Here is a 17,386-nt window from a genome sequence, read left to right as displayed (position 1 = left end):
TTGGCGCGCTGCTACTCGAACAAAACGATGAATGGGCAGTCCAACGATCCCGCTATATGACACTGGAAACCATCGCCGCGATGAGCGATGATCCGCTCATCAGCCTGCCAGCAGCAAGCTGATCAATGCCCGGCTCTGTCCGGAAGGCACGGCGATCGCCGAAGCTACACCATCTCCTGGGACACGATCCCGTCGTCGTACTCGCCGCAATGCCGGCAATGTTTCAATCCACGCCCCCGCGAGGAGGCGACTGCGGATCGACCGCGACAGCGAGAGGTCTATCGTGTTTCAATCCACGCCCCCGCGAGGAGGCGACAGTGACCGCCTGCAGCCCGTCGATCCCGAGATCGTTTCAATCCACGCCCCCGCGAGGAGGCGACGATCAACTCATCGACGGTGGCGCGCACTTCGTTGAGTTTCAATCCACGCCCCCGCGAGGAGGCGACACCGCTCCCGACGACTGATGGCGAGGTCTCGATTGTTTCAATCCACGCCCCCGCGAGGAGGCGACGCCGCAGCATCGATCAGAAGAGTTCCCGCTTGAGTGTTTCAATCCACGCCCCCGCGAGGAGGCGACGATTTCGAGGTGCTGGCGCTTCTTCACGCGCTCGGTTTCAATCCACGCCCCCGCGAGGAGGCGACGGGGGTTGGGTTCGGTTTCAGCTTCACGGCGGCATTGTTTCAATCCACGCCCCCGCGAGGAGGCGACCTCGTGGCGAGCTTCAGCGGATTGGGACCAATGACCGTTTCAATCCACGCCCCCGCGAGGAGGCGACCGTCGTCGGCCCGGTCCACTGCTGCTGATTCAGTTTCAATCCACGCCCCCGCGAGGAGGCGACGTGCCGCTTCCTGCATTTCAGCAGATCACCGCGCGTGTTTCAATCCACGCCCCCGCGAGGAGGCGACGTCGTCCGGCGTCGTTTCGCGGGTCAACGCCGTGTTTCAATCCACGCCCCCGCGAGGAGGCGACCCGGAAAGGCGGCGGATCTGCGGTCCGGAAAGCTGTTTCAATCCACGCCCCCGCGAGGAGGCGACGCGTCAGGTAGTGGTCGATGCTGTCGCGATCCGTGTTTCAATCCACGCCCCCGCGAGGAGGCGACACAGATTTGTTGTCAGGAGCACAAACACGGACATGTTTCAATCCACGCCCCCGCGAGGAGGCGACCCGGAAACTCCGATGAAACAGCTGTCAATTTCGAGTTTCAATCCACGCCCCCGCGAGGAGGCGACGAGGACGGCATCAACATATTTCGGGTTAAGACGCGGTTTCAATCCACGCCCCCGCGAGGAGGCGACCTTCACGCTCGGCGGACGCATCCATCTGGAGTTTTCGTTTCAATCCACGCCCCCGCGAGGAGGCGACATCCAGGTAGAGCACTCGCCCCGCAGCCCCACAACGTTTCAATCCACGCCCCCGCGAGGAGGCGACCGCCGGACCAAACCCGCTCGATCGTCAAGGGGTGCTGTTTCAATCCACGCCCCCGCGAGGAGGCGACGTGTAGCTCATGTCACTGTTGACGCCGTCAGGCTGGTTTCAATCCACGCCCCCGCGAGGAGGCGACGGTCGCTTACGGCGCCGGCAGAATGCCGTCGAGGTAGTTTCAATCCACGCCCCCGCGAGGAGGCGACGTGACGAGATCCTTTCGCGCGATCTCGCTGATGTCGTTTCAATCCACGCCCCCGCGAGGAGGCGACAATGTCGAAGCTTGCTACGACTGCAGAATTAATCGTTTCAATCCACGCCCCCGCGAGGAGGCGACCCGATTGCCGCAGCGCTTGCCGAGGTGTAGTAGGTGTTTCAATCCACGCCCCCGCGAGGAGGCGACATAGATGCGCGATGTCAAATCGTCGATCTTCGAGTTTCAATCCACGCCCCCGCGAGGAGGCGACGATGAGGACGCTGGTTTCAAGATCGAGGGCCAGCGTTTCAATCCACGCCCCCGCGAGGAGGCGACCTGGACCCAGCCGCCGACGATACAGGCCTGCCGGTGTTTCAATCCACGCCCCCGCGAGGAGGCGACGGCCTCTGTGCTAACCCATTGCCGGCACAGAGAAAAGCAAAACCTTCGCGCGCATTCGCCCAAAAAACACAAGCGGATCGTCGCCCGGAAATGCCGGGTGGAAGATTTTTCTTACGATTTCAAGGGGCTGGCATGGGTGCGAACAGTGCCGGTTTTTTCGACACGCTTGCGATTCGCGCTCCTTCTCCTCAACGGGCCCGTGGCGTCAGACAATCAGCGTACCGCCCAAGTCAGTGGCCGGTTTGGCGCCGATGTGTTCCACTTTCCGCTGCCAGTTGGCGCCGAGGTAATAATAGCGCAGGCTGTCGAACTCCGGTTTGATGATGCTTTCCAGCCGCGCCTTCAGCTTCACCCATTGCGCCGGATCGACCTCGATCTCAAAGACCGAAAACTGGACGCGCTGGCCATAATCCCGGCAGGCCTTGGCGACGCCGCGCAGCCGGGCCGCGCCGTTTCCTTCGATGGTGTTGACGTCGTAGGTCACCAGCACCAGCATGGTCGCCTCCTATTTCCAGAACCAGGGCGGATAGGCGTCGAGATCGCCGCGCAGATGGCCGGCCAGCATCTGGGCCTGCAGATAAGGCGTCAGGCCCAGCGGCGCCTTTTCCTCCAGGAAAGGGTGCAGCCGCTCGTCCTTCTTGCGCTCCTGCCAGGCCGTCAGAACCAGCTTGCGGGCATCGTCCGACATCATCACGGAGCCGCCGTCACGCGTCTCGAAATCCTTCGCCCGCAGTTGCCGCCGGTTGATCAGCGACAGGGCAAGCCGGTCGGCCAGGACCGGCCGCATCTCTTCCATCAGGTCGAGCGCCAGGCTTGGGCGGCCGGGCCGGTCGCGGTGAAGGAAACCGACGGCAGGATCGAGCCCGACACTTTCGCAGGCGCTGCGGCAATCATGGGTAAGCAAGGTGTAAAGGAAGGAAAGCAGCGCATTGACCGGATCGAGCGGCGGGCGGCGCGAGCGGCCCTTCCAGCGCATCTCCTCGTCCGGCGAGCGGATCAGGTGATCGAACACCGAAAAATAGAGGCTGGCGGCCTCGCCCTCCGAGCCGCGCAAGGCATCCAGCCCCTCGTCGGCAAGCTCCACCCGCCGGATGATACGCGCCAATCGTTCGGTAGCGACGGTGAGCGCCGCCCGGTCGGCTTCCGAAAAGTCCGGCCCGTAGTCGCGCAAGGAGCGCATCAGCACCGAACGCTGGTTGGCGATCTTGCCGATGACGATCGAGCGGACGATCTCGTCGGGCCGCTCGGACGCGCGGTATTGCGCCCGGCGCAGCAGCACGTTGCCGGTCACCGGGCCTTCGACACGCGCCTGAAACCGGCCGTTGCGATCGAGCATCACGATGGTGATGCCCGCGCCGGCGCAGGCCGCCATCAACGCCGGGGAAATGAAAATGGCGCCGAACACCGCCACCGAGGCCAGCATGTGCAGCGGCACACGGACGCGCTCGACACCCTCCACCTCCGCCACGAGATTTTCACCGTCCTTGCGCAGCGATGCATTTTCGGTGGTGACATACAGCGTGTTGAGCAGCTTCTTCACGGCGTCGGCTCCTCCGCCAGCAGCTTCTGCAGCATGCGGCCCCGCCAGGCCCGCACGGGCCTCGCCACCATGTCGGGGCGACAGAGTTCGATGAGGGAGCAGGCCCGGCAGCGTTCGCGACGGGTCGTCGGCGGCGGTGTCGCCCGGCTGTCGAAGACGGCCTGCAGACCCCTGACCGTCTCTTCCGTCAGCCGGCGCAGCTCGGTATCGAAAGGCACGACAAGCCGGCGCTTCGTCTCGGCATAGAACAGGGCGCCTTCCGGAACCGGCTGTCCGGTCATTTCTTCCAGGCAGAGAGCCTGGGCGCAAAGCTGCACCTCGTCGGCACGGTGCAGCTTCGGCTTGCCGCGCTTGTATTCGATCGGAAAGGCAAGCTCCCGACCTGGACCGGCTCCCTCCACCGGGTGGAATTCGACGAGATCGGCGACACCGGCAATGTTCAGCCGCTTCGAGGCGAGCGGCAGCGCCATGACCCGGCGCGTGCCCCGCCCCTTTCGCGATCCGCCCTTGTCGGCCACCGCATGCAGCACATTGCCCTCGGCGGTAAAGCGGTTGTCGACCCAGACCCGTTCGAGATGGATCAGGGCCGCCTGCCGCAGGCAATAGACGGCGTGTTGCAGCGCGGACAAAGGGATGGGTTCGTCCGCCCCCTCGCCGGCATTCTCCCCCGCCGTTTCCATCGTCTACAGCTTTTCGATGATTTCGACGCCCGCGGGCAGGTTCTTGTCGTCGATTGTGACGATGTAGTCGGAAAACTTGCGGGCCGGCGGTTCGTTGTCGATCCGATTGTCATCGACATCGCGGAATTCGCCTCCCACGTTGCGGCCGATCTTCACACGATCGAACAGTTGGCCGGCCGGGGCGTTGCCCAGTGGATTTTCATGCTTGAAGACAATCAGCTTGCGCGTCGTCATTTCGCCGCGCGCCGCGGCTCGGTCGTGCTCGAACATGCTGCCAAGGGCCTCGAACAAGAGATCAAGATCGCTTTCTGAAAACTGCGTGCGCTCCGCGAATTTGGCCGAGATAAAGCCGTGGGCAACATAGAGCCCGTAGGGTACGATATGTTTACGACCCATCGTGCGGTTGTCGGTGCGCTCGTTGCTGTCGTCGCCTTCCGCTTTCTGCTTCTTTTCCGCCTCGTTGGTGGCAGCCATGCGCGTGATGGAGATTTCGAGCGGCATGATCGGTTCGACGGAAGTCGCAAACGTTAGTTGCACCGGGCCTTTCACCTGGCCGCAATTGATGCCGGTGGACATGACAGCACCAAAAGTCCGCACGTCGAAGAAGTTCATGCACATGAAATCGCGCAGCTTTGCCGCCTCCGCATCATCCTTCGGATTAAGCTTGGCATCCTTCTCGACCTTGGAATCATCCGGGCGTAGCGCCTTGTAGGCCTGACGGTGTTTTTCGTTGAGGATCGCGCCCTCCTGCACGTAGATATGAAAACCATCCTGCTTTTCGCGGGCCAGTTCCACGTAGTTGCGGATCTTGCGCTTGAGGCTGACGTCGGAGACCAGACCCTTGTTGGTTTCCGGATCGAGGCGCGGAAAATTGCCCGCATCGGGATCGCCGTTCGGATTGCCGTTGGCGACATCGAAGATCAGGACGAAGTCATAGCGGTTTGCGAGGATGGTCATTCTGCGGTCTCCCCCGAAACGATTGTTTCCGTTTCCTTGCGTTTAAATTTCTGGTGGTAGTACCCCAGCCCGAAGAGCGCTTGATCTTCGGCAGGAAGCGATACCGGATAGGGATTGTCGCCCGGGCTCATCAACGTCATGATGCCCGAAACCTGTCGCTCCAGCACAACCTTGTAGCCCGGCTTCTGCTTGCCGACCTTGGACAAGTGATTGGCGGAGCCCTTCTCCAACACCGGGAATACTTTACGCGGCTGCGCTGAAGCAGCTCCGTAATATTTGTCCTTGATCGTGGCATTGACCTTGGAGCCGAGTGCTGCCGTCTGGATCTGTTCATAGGTCGCAAAAAGCCGACCCAGTAGATAACCTTTGTTGTCGTTCGTCTCGTCCAGGCCCACGGGTGCCTCCTCCTTGAAATTGCGAACAATCAGAGCTTTGAGGATGCCGATACGCAAGGCGTTCACCTCGCCGTCGGCACGAATGCGCGTCAGCACGGAAGACATCAGCGTGAGGGGATAATTCGTCCCGTTCAGGATGGCGCGCATCCACTCGCCGGCCAGATTCGGCGCGATATTTTCCCGCTTGCCGAGCACGGCCGTTTCAAGAAGATAGCGCCAGAGCGGAGGATAGCCCTCCTTCGGCTCCGGCATAACGCGCATGTCGGACACGAACTTCCGGTAGTTTTCCGCCAAGGCGCCGAAACTGTCTTCGAAATAGAAGCGGATCGCAAGACGCGCGGCATTGGGCGCCAGGCCAAGCACATGGAAACGCACGCCTTCGGCAAGATCCGGATCGAAGCTCGCAACCGGCCTTCCCTCGCGGATTTTCGCGAGGACATCTCCGACCTTGCTCGACTGCATCCTTTCATCGACGGTATCGAGCATTCCGCTGAAGACGCTTTCCGCAAGCTCGGCAGCGTCCGAATTTGCCTCGGAAGCATCCGCCCAGAACACCGTCGAGGCATCGCCGATCTGGATGCGGTGGCCGCTGTCGCGCTCCAGGAACCGGTTGAGGGCGGTGGTGTATTTGGCGGCGGCGAGTTCGGAAACGGGGGCATTGTCGCCCTGTTCGTGACCGAAGGAGGTAAAGGAGTCCAGATTGAAGGAAACGAGGGCCGCCCCCGAGGACTGGGCGCCCCAGACGCCCTTGATCGAAGGATGAAGCCGGGCGACAGGGCCTGGTTCACCGGTGACGAGGCAAATCCGGGCGTCCCGGTCACCCGCCGCGGAAAGCCTGCCCCAAAGTTCCTTCGCCGCCGGCCGGTCGTGGAGCCGGATGTTCCTCAGCCGCTCGTCCTCCAGCGCGAACACCACGTTCTGGTCCTTCATCTCCTCCGGCCAGCCCGGGGCCGCAAACTGGTCGGCGGTCCAGTTTTTCAGGAAAAGCAGCAAGGCACGGAGACCGGCATCCTCCGTATTGGCCAGATCGGTTTCATGACGCTGGATGAAGGCTGCATGCTCGTCCGCCGTGCGCTTTCCCTCCCCTGCGGTCACGCCCAGGACATAGGAGGTCTTGTCCCAGAGAAAGTTCGGCGCAATGCCTGCCGTCCGCTTGACCGGTTGCGGCACCAGCATGGTCGGCGCGACCTTCTTCTTGCCCTCCCCCGTCCGCAGGTCGCTCACGGAAACCATGCCTCCATCCGCATTCAATGAAATCAGGAAACCGATCTTTTCCGACGAGAAGCCGAAGGGCGGAGCATCCGGCAGCCGGTCATAGGCTCTTGCGAGCGAGGCCAGGATACTCATCGGCGGATCTCCGGGGAATTCGGTGGCGGCACTTTCACGACCCCGTCTTCCAGCATGGCGCGAAAGAACAGCGACGGCCGGTCCTTGGCCTGATGGTCGATGTCGAACAGCATGAAGCCAAGGTCGCGGGTCTCGCGGATCGCGTCCGGAAGCGGCGCGTCGGCGGGCAGGAGTTCGAAATGCGCCGCAAATTCCCGCGTGCCGAGGCATGGCTGGTGAAAACACTGCCCGCGCGCGGCACGCCGGTTGAAGATGTCGAGATGTTTGCCCTCGTTGTCATCGGCGCCGGCCTTGTCCGTCAGCTCGAAATGCGCCTCGATGACATAGGCCGGCTTGACAAGCACGGTGGAGGCTCGCTGCTGGCGATCCTCATCCACCAGCAATTGCAGGTCCGCGAGATCGCCGCGCTTCATCGCGCTCCTGATCTTGCCGGCCGGTGCCTTGCCGCCTACCTCGTTGCGCCGGATCGACTGGAAACGGATGGGTTTTAGCACATGGATGGCATCGATGATCCACCGGATGGCCGGTTTCCAATGGATCGCGTCCAAGATCCCCCGCGCGGCCGAGGGTGTCGGGACGTCGTAACTGACGCGCTCGACCTTCATCTCTGGCCTGGTGAAACAGGCGTAGTCGCCTGAAACCTTTAATCGGATTCCATACGGCAAGTTCTCTCCCCCCACCTTACGAACCGGAATGTTAGATCAACAGACTCTCCATCGAGAGATAATCGGCGTTCTCCCACAACAAGCCGATCTCCTCCTCATACATGCTCGCCGTCTGCAGCACCGCGAACTGATCGCCCCGGATTTCCGGGTGGATGAAGGCAACATGCCCATTCTCCCGCATCAGCTCGCGTGCCTTGAGTGGTACCTGCACGACATATGTTTGCAACTTTGTGGCGAGGGTGCCAGAGGGAATTTCCGGTATTCCCAGTTCGTCCACCGCCTTTTTCGCAGCCTCGTCGCGGGCAATGATGACGGGCACCATCTGGCTCTCGATCATGCGGAAATCCGCGGCCACGCTGCGATAGGCAAAGTCGGTTCCGGTCTTGTCCATCCGGAAGCGATCGAGGATCGATTTGCCATCAAGGCCTTTGATGCCGACGCGCCAATAGACTTCCTCGAAATAGGCCGCGATGGCCGCGGGAGACAGCAGGTCTTCATGCTTGTCGACCATGCGTGCGGTATCGGCGATCAGCCCTTTGATCTCGGAAGGCGGGGGATAGTCGGGCGCGGAAAACACGGTGACGATGCTCGCCTCCACCGGCCGCCTGCCCTCCCGGTTGCAGCGTCCGGCGGCCTGGGCGATGGAATCCAACCCCGCTTCGGCCCGCCAGACTTTTGGGAAATCCACGTCGACACCCGCCTCCACCAGGCTGGTGGCAATCACCCGGCATGGCGCCTCACCGCGCAACCTTTGCCTGATATCCGCGAGAATCTCGCGGCGATGGGCCGCGTATTGCCGCGTCGTGAGATGAACGAGGCCCGTCAATCCAACCGCCTCCGCCTCGCGGAAAAGCTCGAGCGCGTGTTTGCGGCTGTTGACGATGACCAGCCCCTGGGGCGTCTCCTCCAGCGCCGCAATGAGATCGGCATTGCCCATTTCGCCGGCGCGCTGGATCGTCACGCGCCGCAATTGTCGCGCCAGCCGCTCGGGGTCGGGCGCCAGTTCGCGGCCTGCGAGGGGGAGCCCTGCCGGATGCATGGGCGGAAAATTTCTCTCGTCCAGCGCCGGCTGTGTCGCCGTGCACAGCACGATGGTGCATTTGTAGTTGCGCGCCAGTTCGTCGAGGGCACGAACGGCAGGCGAGAGCAGATGCCGGGGAATGGTCTGGGCCTCGTCCAGGATGATGATGGAACCGGCGATATTGTGAAGTTTTCGCGCCCGCGACGTCCTTGCCGCAAACAGGCTTTCGAAAAGCTGCACATTGGTGGTCACCACCACCGGCGCCGCCCAATCCTCCATGGCCAGCTTCAGCTTGTCCCGGCTTTCCCGACCCTGCCTTGAATCGAACTTTTCCTCATCGATAGCCGAATGATGCTCGAGCACGTGCTCGTCGCCTAGAACATCCCGGAAAATCGCAGCCGTCTGGTCGATGATCGACGTGAACGGGATGGCATAGATGATGCGGTTGTGTCCGTGGGCCTGGGCATGATCGAGAGCAAAAGCCAGGGAGGCCAGCGTCTTGCCGCCGCCGGTCGGCACCGTGAGGGTGAAGAGGCCGGGCTTTTCCCGCGTCATTTCGCGCACATGGGCGAGGATTTCGGATCTCAGCGTGTTGAGATCGCTTGGCTTGCTCTTTTTGTCGGCCATGTGCCGCTCGAATCCGGCAATGAACTGCGGCAAAAGTGTTTGCAACGGCTGCCACACACGATCCGGGTAACGCCCCTCCAGCGCCGAATAATATGCCTCCGTATCCTTGAAATCGGCATCCACCAGGCAGGAAAACAGCATGCGGCCGCAAAAGGCCATCTGGAAAGCGAGCCTTTCCCTGGTGTCCGCCCATGAAAAACCGGGCATCAATCCGGAAAGGTCGGCGCTGATTTCCGTCCGCCAGGCCTTGTCCAGCAACGCGCTTTTGAAGCCGGCAATCCGCTCCGTCAGGGCGGCTTCGCTGCCGCGCTTGTCCGGCAATCCGGCGTGATGGCCAAGAATGGCGTAGGCGATCAGTTCGGCGATGAACCTGTCCTCGCCCTGTACGGCCTGGAGAATATGCCAGGCACCGGCTGTCGAATGATCGACGCTGATTTCGGTGCCCGTGAGACGTTTCTGGAAGTCCAGCGTGTATTTTCCGAGATCGTGGAACCGCCCCGCAAGCATGGCCGCCTTGCCCAGGCCCAGCGCTTCGGCCATTTGGCCGGCCAATGCCGCAACCTGTTCGAGATGCTCCTTCAGTCCCTGCCAGTCGCTCTTGTCGTCAGCGCGTCCGGAATGCGCATAATAGGGCATATCACCTCTCCAGCACACGCCCAGATTACATAAGGCAGGAATATTGTCATCGACCATGCGAACGCCCGACCGATCTTTCCACAAGGGAACGGGCGACCGAGGACCTGCCTCGGCGAAAACCTGAGCGCGAAGCCGAAAGAGCGGGTCGGGCCTCGGGATATTGTCAAGGCAATTGGATAAAGTGCAGATCTGACCCAGGCTCGTTTAAATTTGCAATTGTCAATTTTTGCATTTTGCGGTCATGCATTCTTAGCACTCGTATGATTGTCTTTGAAAATGAGCAAACTCGCACGTCATGCCTTGGAAGACGGTGCCGATCCCGTCGACGATCTGATTTTGCAACTGTCGATGGCGCGCGGCATCGACGAGGTGATGGACGTCGTGCGCAACAATGCGAGAGCGCTCGTGGGAGCCGACGGCATTACCTTCGTGCTGCGCGAAGACGACAAATGCTTCTACGCCGATGAAGATGCGATTTCGCCGCTATGGAAAGGCCAGCGCTTCCCGGTGGAGACCTGCATCTCGGGCTGGGCGATGATCAATCGCCAGGTGGTGATCATCGAAGACATCTATGCCGACGATCGCATTCCGCATGCAGCCTATCGGCCGACCTTCGTCAAAAGCCTGACCATGGTGCCGGTGCGGATGGACGATCCGGTGGCGGCGATCGGCGCCTACTGGGCACGCCGGCATGTGCCGACGAACGAACAGCTGCGCCGGCTGAAACGCATAGCCAACAGCGCCGCGGTGGCGCTCACCAATGTTTCGCTGCTCGATGCCCTCATTGCGTCTCGTGAGGAAGCGGTGCGGGCCAAGGACGCCATTATTTTTGCGATGGCCTCGCTCGCCGAAGTTCGCGACAACGAGACCGGCAATCATATCTATCGCACACAACATTATGTGCGCGCCCTCGCCGAAGCGGCACGTCCCCTGTTTCCCGAACTGCTGGACGATGCGATGATCGAGCTGATCTTCAAATCGGCGCCGCTCCACGATATCGGCAAGATCGGCGTACCGGACAAGATACTTCTCAAGCCCGGCAAGCTCGACGCCGAGGAATACGCGATCATGCAGACACACGCCGAATTGGGGCGACGCGCGATCGAGGCTGCGGAAAAAAGACTTGGTGCAAGTACATTCCTCGCCGTGGCCAAGGAAATCGCCTTTACTCATCACGAAAGATGGGATGGCTCAGGCTATCCGCGGGGCCTCTCGAAAATCGACATCCCTCTGTCCGGGCGGCTCATGGCCATTGCCGATGTCTACGATGCGCTCGTCTCGGAACGGGTCTACAAGAAGGCTATTCCGCACATGGAGGCCGTCGCCCTGATCAGGAGCGAAAAAGGCAAACATTTCGACCCTGTCCTTGTCGATCTCTTCGAAGCCACCGCGCCAATCTTTGATGAGATCCATCGCCAGTTCATCGATCCGTAGGCAGCGCACCGAGGCCCGTTTTTCCAGATATGCAGCGGGTCAAAACGCGGCGCGATAGATCGCCAGTGCGTCCGCCTCGCTCACCGGGCGCGGGTTGTTGACGAGCAGGCGGGTCTGGTTCATCGCATCCTTTGCCAGCCGCGGCAGCCAGTCCTCGCCGATCTTCATGTCGCGCAGGGTCTGCGGCAGGCCGCAATCGCGCGACAATTGCGCCAGCGCGTCGCAGAAGGCGGCCACCCGCTCCTGCCCTTCCAGTTTCGCCAGGGCGGGAAAGGCATGCGGCGCGAGATCCACATAGGCCTCGTGTGCGGTCACGGCATTGAAGCGCAGCACGTGCGGCAGCACCAGCGCGTTCGACAGGCCGTGCGGGATATGGAAATGCCCGCCCAGCGGATAGGCAAGCGCGTGGACGGCTGCGACGGGCGAGTTCGCGAATGCCTGGCCGGCGAGCATGGAGCCGAGCAGCATGTCGGCCCGCGCGCTTTCATCCTTGCCGTTGCGGACGGCCCGCAACAGTGCCGCGCCCATCAGTTGCAGGGCCTGGACCGCGAGAGCGCGCGACAGCGGATTGTTGTTGGCGCTCGCCGAGGCATAGGCTTCGATGGCGTGTACCATTGCATCGATGCCGGTCGCGGCGGTCACATGCGGCGGCAGGCCATAGGTCAGCTCGGGATCGAGAAGAGCCACGTCGGGCAAAAGCACCGGCGAGACGACGCCCATCTTTTCCGAGGCGCCGGTGGTAACGATCGAGATCGGCGTCACTTCCGATCCGGTGCCGGACGTCGTCGGCACCAGGATCAGCGGCAGCCGCGGCCCCTTGGCATTGCCGACGCCATAGACGCCCTTGAGTTCCTCCTTGCCCACCGCCAGCAGGGCAACCAGCTTCGCGACATCGAGCGACGAGCCGCCACCGAGGCCGACGACCCCTTCCACGCCTGCGGCACGCGCCTTGTCGGTGGCAAGATGGATGACGGCTTCCGGCGGATCCGCCTCGACCTCGGAGAACAGCGTCACCTCGATGCCGCCGGATGTGAGGATGTCCAATGCCCGTTCGACGATGCCGGTGCTCATCATCCCGGGATCGGTGACGAGCATGACGCGCGTGCCGATACCGGCCCGGACGATGTCGGCAAGCTTGGCCAGGGCGCCTGCGCCGAACTGGATGCTGCGAGTGGTGTTGAAGACAAAGGGCGGCATGTCTGTTCTCCAAAAATTCAAATTATCGGCCGAAGGCGAGCGCGGTCAGAACGACCAGGCCGAAGCCGACCGCGGCGGTGATCACCAATGCCCGCAGCCTCTCGGCTTCGCGTTGATGTTGATCGATGCGCAGCCGCGGCGGCGGTTCATAAGCAGGCACCTCACCCGCCAGCGGACTTGCCATTTCCATCTTGTAGGACAGAAACCAGACAAGCCCCAGCCCCGCGACCCAGAACATGAGCCCCCAGCCCCAGAGCGACGGCATACCGAGCGGCCAGCTGCCGTCCGGGCCGAGGAAAGCGTAGTTGCCGAAGATCAGGCCAGGACCGACGGCGAGGAAAAACCAGGCGAGCGCAATCGACCACGCCGTCGAACGCAACGCCATCACCCGCGGGCGCGAACGCACCGTTTCGAGGAGAAAGCGGCGTGCCTCCAGCGCCTGTTCGCCAAAACCGCGTCTTTGGGTAAAGGCCGAAACCAGAAGCGTCACCGCGAGATTGGCGGCCATGCCCCAGGCAGCGGAATGGATCGTCCAAGGCGCTCTCCCCCACGGCAGGTCCAGGCCGAAAAAGAAAAGGACGGCGATGCCGAACGGTTCGGTCAACAGCACGCCGGCAATGCCGAATCCGACGCCGGTGACGGCGGCCGGGCGGGTGATCCAGCGCAGCCAGGTAATGCCGAGCAGCGGCGTCCAGAGCTGGAACGCCAGAGGCAGGGCAAGCGAGGCGAGGACCGTCAGGGTCACCGGGGTCAGGACCTGCAGCAGCACCGAAACGAGCGCCAGCAGGCCGATGACGATCCGCGTCAGGTTGACCGTATCGCGCCGGTCGAGCCGGCCGTGGAACCACGGCTTGTAAAGATTGCGGACGAGCGCTTCGCCGGCCGTGATCAGGGCAAGCCCCGCCATCAGCTGGACGCCGGCGAGCAGGCCGATGAACAGCCAGGCGCCGAACCAGGGGGAAAGCGAGGCAAGCAGGCCGGAAACGCCGAGCCCGGGGTTCACCAACGCCGCCGCACCGATGCAGGCAATGCAGAGCGCGATCAGCCCGCCGAAGGCACCGGCCATCACCCAGGTCTGCCCGGCGGCGATGCCGCGCGGGCTGCGGGTGGAGAGCACCATCTTGATCGCCAGCGGGCTCGCCTGGAATCCCATCAGGGCGAAGGCGACGGACAGGCTGGCGACGGCCGTGCCGTCATGCAGGGCGGCGGCTTCCCGGCCGGCGCCGGCAGTAAACTGCACGACGCCGGACACGATGAAGGCTCCCGCTTTCGCGGGATCGGCGGCCAAAGCGGCAAGCCCGCTGTTCAGCGCGCCAAAACCGCCAAGGCTGATCAGCGAGAAGCCGGCAAAACCGGCGATCGCCGTTGCGGCAAGCACCGCCTGGACAGCGCCGAGATAACCGACCGCCCGCATGCCGCCGATCACCACGTAGCCGAAAAGCACCAGCGACAGCAGGGCGGCGGCCACCGGCATCGATACCTCGCCGGCGGTCAGCAGCACCACCAGCCGCGCCAGCGCCGCCAGCTGCAATCCGGCGAAGGCGACGGCAAACAGCACGGCGACGACGGTGGCAAACACCACCAGGAATTCCGAGCCGTAATAGGCGCGCAGCACCTCGTTGAGCGAGGAAAGCCGCAGCCGCTGGCCGATCAGCCACAGGCGTTTGAAGAAGAACACGCCCGGCAAGGCGAGCGCGATGCCGGCCTGCAACAGGGCGGGCAGGCCGAAGCCGGCCGAGCCGATCCGCGCCGCACCGTCGAGCAGCGCCCAGCCGGACAGGCTGGCGCCGGCGATCACCAGGGCGGAAATCCACGGCGCGACGCTATGACCGGCAGAGAAATAGGTCTCGACATTGCGGTTTTCGGCAGCGGCAACGCGAGCCCAGTAAAGGGTCACTGCGGCGTAGAACAGCCCGTAGAGCGGCAGCCAGGTCATTTGCGTGCCTCCTGCACTCCGGCGGGCTTGATATGGAATTGCGAGAAGGCGGTGCGCATGCCGTGGCGGGTCAGCAGATAGGCGAGGAAACCGGCGGCCAGCAGGCCAAAGAGCAGCAGTCCGGAGTAATAGTCGGCCATGGTCATCTCGCCACCGATGGCGCCGACGATGAACACCAGCCCGAGCAGGCCGTAGGCGCCGATGCCGAGTGCCGCCTCGCCCGGCGTAAAGCCGGTCGCGAAGATGCCGTTGATGACGATATGGGCGACGAAGGCGGCGATGATCACGCCGACGCCGAGCGCCGAAAGAAGAAAGAGATCCCGCGCCAGACCTTCCAGGAAGCAGCCGAGGCCGAAAAAGCCGAGCACGGCCCAGACCGAGAAGACCAGGATGCTTCGTTCGACGTTCGGACCCTTTTGGGACATGGACTGGTCTTCCTGTGTTTTGGACGGTCAGGGGAGCGAGCGGAAACGGCCTCGCTCCCCAAGCTTAGCTGGGACTCAGTTGGTCCGCTTTTCACGGCCGCGCGGTGGTTCGGGCGCGGAGGGCTCGGTGTAGACGATCTTCGACAGGTCGCTCAGCGTATGGGTGCGGTGGACGGTGTCGCCCGACAGACCGATTTCGCCGAGCAAAGTGTCGACGAACGGCGCCTGCGTGCGGTAGCGCAAGGCCGAGCTCACCACCTGTTCGGCGAGGTTGCCGTCACGCGGTCCCGATCCGTCCGCACCGGAAGGCATGCCGGACGAGCCGCCGCCGACAGCCCCGGAAAGACCGGGCAGGCCCTCGACATGCATGATCTTGATGCCTTCGATCTTCTCCATCGGCTTGACGCTTTCGCGGATGATCGATGGCAGATTCTCGACCAGCGCCTTGTGCAACGCCGACTTGCGGGAGGCATCGGAGCGCAGGTTCTCGGCGGCGTTGAGCTTTTCCTTGCCTTCCGCCTCGACCCGCAGCCGTTCTTCCAGCGCCGCGACGGCGATCCGGTCGGCGTCGGCGCGATCCTGGGCGGCGGCCTTTTCGGCCTCGGCGAGGATGCGGACCTTGACGGCCTCGGATTCGGCGGCGCGTTCCGCCTCGATCAGTTCGATGGCCTTCTGGCGGTTGGCGATCTCGGTGTCGCGGATGGTCTGCACACGCTCCTGCGCCTCGACCATCGCCGCGCGTGCCGCTTCCGCTTGTGCTTGCGCTTCGGAACGCTCCTTCGATTTGATGGACACGGCGATCTCGCGGGTCTGGTCCTCGATCTGGATCAACTCGCGGCGCTTGATGTCCAGCGCCTCGACCTCGCGCTCCATGTCGATGCGAGCCCGCTCGACGGCTTCGCGTTCCCGCAGCTTGATCGCTTCGATCTCGCGTTCGCGCGAGGCATTTTCGGCAGCGATCTCGGATTTGCGCGTGGCGCGCTCGATCGACACTTCGGCCTCGTGGGCAAGCCGCGCATATTCGCTGTCGCGCTGGATTTCCAGGCTGCGCTTTTCCGCTTCGAGGTTCTTGGCGCGGATGGCGACCTCGGTGTCCTTCTCGATGTCGTTGCGCTTCTTCTTGCGGCTTTCGATCTGTTCGGTCAGGCGCGTCAGGCCTTCGGCGTCAAAGGTGTTCGACGGGTCGAAGAGCTTGATGTCGGTCTGGTCGAGCGAGGTGAGCGACACGGATTCCAGCTCCAGCCCGTCGAGCGACAGGCTTTCGGTGACCTCCTGCCGGACCTCGCGGACGAAGGCCTGGCGATTTTCGTGAATCTGCTCCAGCGACATTTTTGCCGCCGCGCCGCCCATGGCGTCGACGAACCGGCCCTGGATCAGGTCCTTCAGCTGTTCGGCGTTCATGGTGCGGTTGCCGAGGCTTCGGGCAGCGGTCGCCACCGCCTCGATGTTGGGCGAGACGCGGACGTAGAATTCCACCGTCAGCTCCACACGCATGCGGTCCTTGGTGATCAGCGACTTTTCCCGCGCCCGAGTGACTTCCAGGCGCAGCGTGTTCATGTTGACTTCCGTCAGATCATGGAGGATCGGCAGCACCAGCGCGCCGCCGCCCATGATCACCTTCTCGCCGCCGAAGCCGGTGCGCACGAAGCTCACATCCTTCGTCGAGCGGCGATAGAGCCAGTGCAGAAGATAGGCGGCAACGGCGATGACGATCGCTGCCAGTATGATGATTGCAATGACGTCTGCACCCTTCATGGACGTGTACCTCTTGAATGAGCAGGAATGGAAGGCATGGGCCGCGGATCAGGCATGTCGCGTCTCCTCCGAAACGAGCACGCCCGTCGCCAGGACGGCGATGCCGAAGGCCATGCGATTGAGAATGTCGGCGAGGTTGTAGGCGACCGACAGGCTGCCGTCGTCGACCATGCCGGCAAAGGCGGTGAGGAAATTGCCGAGCGGATAGATCGCCCAGCCGATGGTGACGATCAGGCGCAGCCAGAAATAGCCGCGGCGCAGGTAATCGCCGGTAGAAGAACGGACGGCTTCGTCCATGCGGCCGAAATAGAGTTCGCCCAAAATATAGAGCCAGAAGACGAGGCCGATGAGGAAGGCGAGCGTGGCGTGCATGTATTGCGCCTCGCCGAGATACCGCACGAACACCATCAGCACGGAAACGACGACGAGCCGCCAGAACAGGCCGGCACTCAGGCGCCCGGCCGTTTGCGCCAGGAAATACAGCGCCATCACCTGCAGCGGCATCGATACCGACCAGCCGACATAATGATAGACCACCGGCACGCCGTTGCCGGCGAGCCACGCATCGCGCGCCTCGTGGGCGGCACCGACGCCGACGAGTGCTGCGACGGCACACAGCGTCACCGGCAGGCGCCAGCTGCGGCTGACCCAGGTCGTGCCGATCAGCAGCAGGATCGCGGTCGCGGCCAGCCCGAAGAGCGCGACCGAATAGCTCGCCGCCGCCAGATCGGTCGTCTGATACACCGCCAT

The 17,386-nt window shown here is 62.9% G+C and carries 13 protein-coding genes and 1 CRISPR repeat array; of the genes, 1 reads left to right on the top strand and 12 read right to left on the bottom strand.

All coding sequences use genetic code 11. The annotated features are described in order from the left end of the window. Positions 1–220 precede the first annotated feature (220 nt). Positions 221–2,021: a CRISPR direct-repeat array (repeat unit 31 nt; unit sequence GTTTCAATCCACGCCCCCGCGAGGAGGCGAC). A gap of 205 nt (positions 2,022–2,226) precedes the next feature. From cas2 to cas3, 7 genes are read right to left on the bottom strand one after another with little or no spacing between them, the layout of a single operon-like run. Continuing rightward, positions 2,227–2,517, bottom strand: a complete 291-nt coding sequence (gene cas2, locus DEM27_RS18765; protein WP_109459773.1) for a CRISPR-associated endonuclease Cas2 — start codon at positions 2,515–2,517, stop codon at positions 2,227–2,229. Between the two features lie 9 nt (positions 2,518–2,526). Beyond that, the gene (gene cas1c, locus DEM27_RS18760) at positions 2,527–3,561 is read right to left on the bottom strand and encodes a type I-C CRISPR-associated endonuclease Cas1c (RefSeq protein WP_109459772.1); all 1,035 of its coding nucleotides are present in this window, start codon (positions 3,559–3,561) and stop codon (positions 2,527–2,529) included. Continuing rightward, positions 3,558–4,241 (bottom strand): CRISPR-associated protein Cas4, encoded by a 684-nt coding sequence (gene cas4 / locus DEM27_RS18755; protein ID WP_109459771.1) that lies wholly within the window; start codon positions 4,239–4,241, stop codon positions 3,558–3,560. Before cas4 ends, cas1c begins: the two co-directional genes overlap by 4 nt. A gap of 3 nt (positions 4,242–4,244) precedes the next feature. Then, the gene (gene cas7c / locus DEM27_RS18750) at positions 4,245–5,198 is read right to left on the bottom strand and encodes a type I-C CRISPR-associated protein Cas7/Csd2 (protein WP_109459770.1); all 954 of its coding nucleotides are present in this window, start codon (positions 5,196–5,198) and stop codon (positions 4,245–4,247) included. Next, complete coding sequence (gene cas8c / locus DEM27_RS18745) at positions 5,195–6,940, bottom strand: type I-C CRISPR-associated protein Cas8c/Csd1 (RefSeq protein ID WP_109459769.1); 1,746 nt, start codon at positions 6,938–6,940, stop codon at positions 5,195–5,197. Before cas8c ends, cas7c begins: the two co-directional genes overlap by 4 nt. After that, positions 6,937–7,605: a type I-C CRISPR-associated protein Cas5c gene (cas5c, locus tag DEM27_RS18740; protein WP_109459768.1), complete on the bottom strand. Its 669-nt coding sequence runs from the start codon at positions 7,603–7,605 to the stop codon at positions 6,937–6,939. Before cas5c ends, cas8c begins: the two co-directional genes overlap by 4 nt. Positions 7,606–7,636: 31 nt before the next feature. Next, a complete protein-coding gene (gene cas3, locus DEM27_RS18735) occupies positions 7,637–9,889 on the bottom strand; it encodes a CRISPR-associated helicase Cas3' (RefSeq protein WP_109459767.1) in 2,253 nt (750 codons plus the stop codon). A 276-nt stretch (positions 9,890–10,165) separates the two neighbouring features. On the opposite strand from cas3, the gene DEM27_RS18730 reads away from it, so the two are divergent. Next, positions 10,166–11,323 (top strand): HD-GYP domain-containing protein, encoded by a 1,158-nt coding sequence (locus DEM27_RS18730; protein WP_205908918.1) that lies wholly within the window; start codon positions 10,166–10,168, stop codon positions 11,321–11,323. 39 nt (positions 11,324–11,362) lie between these two features. On the opposite strand, the gene DEM27_RS18725 is transcribed toward DEM27_RS18730, so the two are convergent. From DEM27_RS18725 to DEM27_RS18705, 5 genes are all read right to left on the bottom strand, one after another. Further along, positions 11,363–12,520: an iron-containing alcohol dehydrogenase gene (locus DEM27_RS18725; RefSeq protein ID WP_109459766.1), complete on the bottom strand. Its 1,158-nt coding sequence runs from the start codon at positions 12,518–12,520 to the stop codon at positions 11,363–11,365. Between the two features lie 22 nt (positions 12,521–12,542). Next, the gene (locus DEM27_RS18720) at positions 12,543–14,456 is read right to left on the bottom strand and encodes a sodium:solute symporter family transporter (protein ID WP_109459765.1); all 1,914 of its coding nucleotides are present in this window, start codon (positions 14,454–14,456) and stop codon (positions 12,543–12,545) included. Further along, a complete protein-coding gene (locus DEM27_RS18715) occupies positions 14,453–14,881 on the bottom strand; it encodes a hypothetical protein (protein WP_109459764.1) in 429 nt (142 codons plus the stop codon). Before DEM27_RS18715 ends, DEM27_RS18720 begins: the two co-directional genes overlap by 4 nt. A gap of 75 nt (positions 14,882–14,956) precedes the next feature. After that, complete coding sequence (locus tag DEM27_RS18710; RefSeq protein ID WP_109459763.1) at positions 14,957–16,636, bottom strand: flotillin family protein; 1,680 nt, start codon at positions 16,634–16,636, stop codon at positions 14,957–14,959. Positions 16,637–16,684: 48 nt separating this feature from the next. After that, positions 16,685–17,386, bottom strand: a complete 702-nt coding sequence (locus DEM27_RS18705) for a bacteriorhodopsin (RefSeq protein WP_109459762.1) — start codon at positions 17,384–17,386, stop codon at positions 16,685–16,687.

It is taken from the genome of Rhizobium album (genome assembly GCF_003122325.1).
In the GTDB taxonomy this organism is placed as follows: Bacteria; Pseudomonadota; Alphaproteobacteria; order Rhizobiales; family Rhizobiaceae; genus Metarhizobium; species Metarhizobium album.
This window is presented reverse-complemented; position numbering and strand designations above follow the sequence as displayed.

Bases quoted from the DNA above. Each gene is read 5' to 3' on its own strand.
- cas2 (WP_109459773.1), bottom strand. From the start codon at position 2,517: ATGCTGGTGCTGGTGACCTACGACGTCAACACCATCGAAGGAAACGGC.
- cas4 (WP_109459771.1), bottom strand. From the start codon at position 4,241: ATGGAAACGGCGGGGGAGAATGCCGGCGAGGGGGCGGACGAACCCATC.
- cas7c (WP_109459770.1), bottom strand. From the start codon at position 5,198: ATGACCATCCTCGCAAACCGCTATGACTTCGTCCTGATCTTCGATGTC.
- cas8c (WP_109459769.1), bottom strand. From the start codon at position 6,940: ATGAGTATCCTGGCCTCGCTCGCAAGAGCCTATGACCGGCTGCCGGAT.
- cas3 (WP_109459767.1), bottom strand. From the start codon at position 9,889: ATGCCCTATTATGCGCATTCCGGACGCGCTGACGACAAGAGCGACTGG.
- DEM27_RS18730 (WP_205908918.1), top strand. From the start codon at position 10,166: ATGAGCAAACTCGCACGTCATGCCTTGGAAGACGGTGCCGATCCCGTC.
- DEM27_RS18725 (WP_109459766.1), bottom strand. From the start codon at position 12,520: ATGCCGCCCTTTGTCTTCAACACCACTCGCAGCATCCAGTTCGGCGCA.
- DEM27_RS18720 (WP_109459765.1), bottom strand. From the start codon at position 14,456: ATGACCTGGCTGCCGCTCTACGGGCTGTTCTACGCCGCAGTGACCCTT.
- DEM27_RS18715 (WP_109459764.1), bottom strand. From the start codon at position 14,881: ATGTCCCAAAAGGGTCCGAACGTCGAACGAAGCATCCTGGTCTTCTCG.
- DEM27_RS18710 (WP_109459763.1), bottom strand. From the start codon at position 16,636: ATGAAGGGTGCAGACGTCATTGCAATCATCATACTGGCAGCGATCGTC.
- DEM27_RS18705 (WP_109459762.1), bottom strand. From the start codon at position 17,386: ATGGCGGTGTATCAGACGACCGATCTGGCGGCGGCGAGCTATTCGGTC.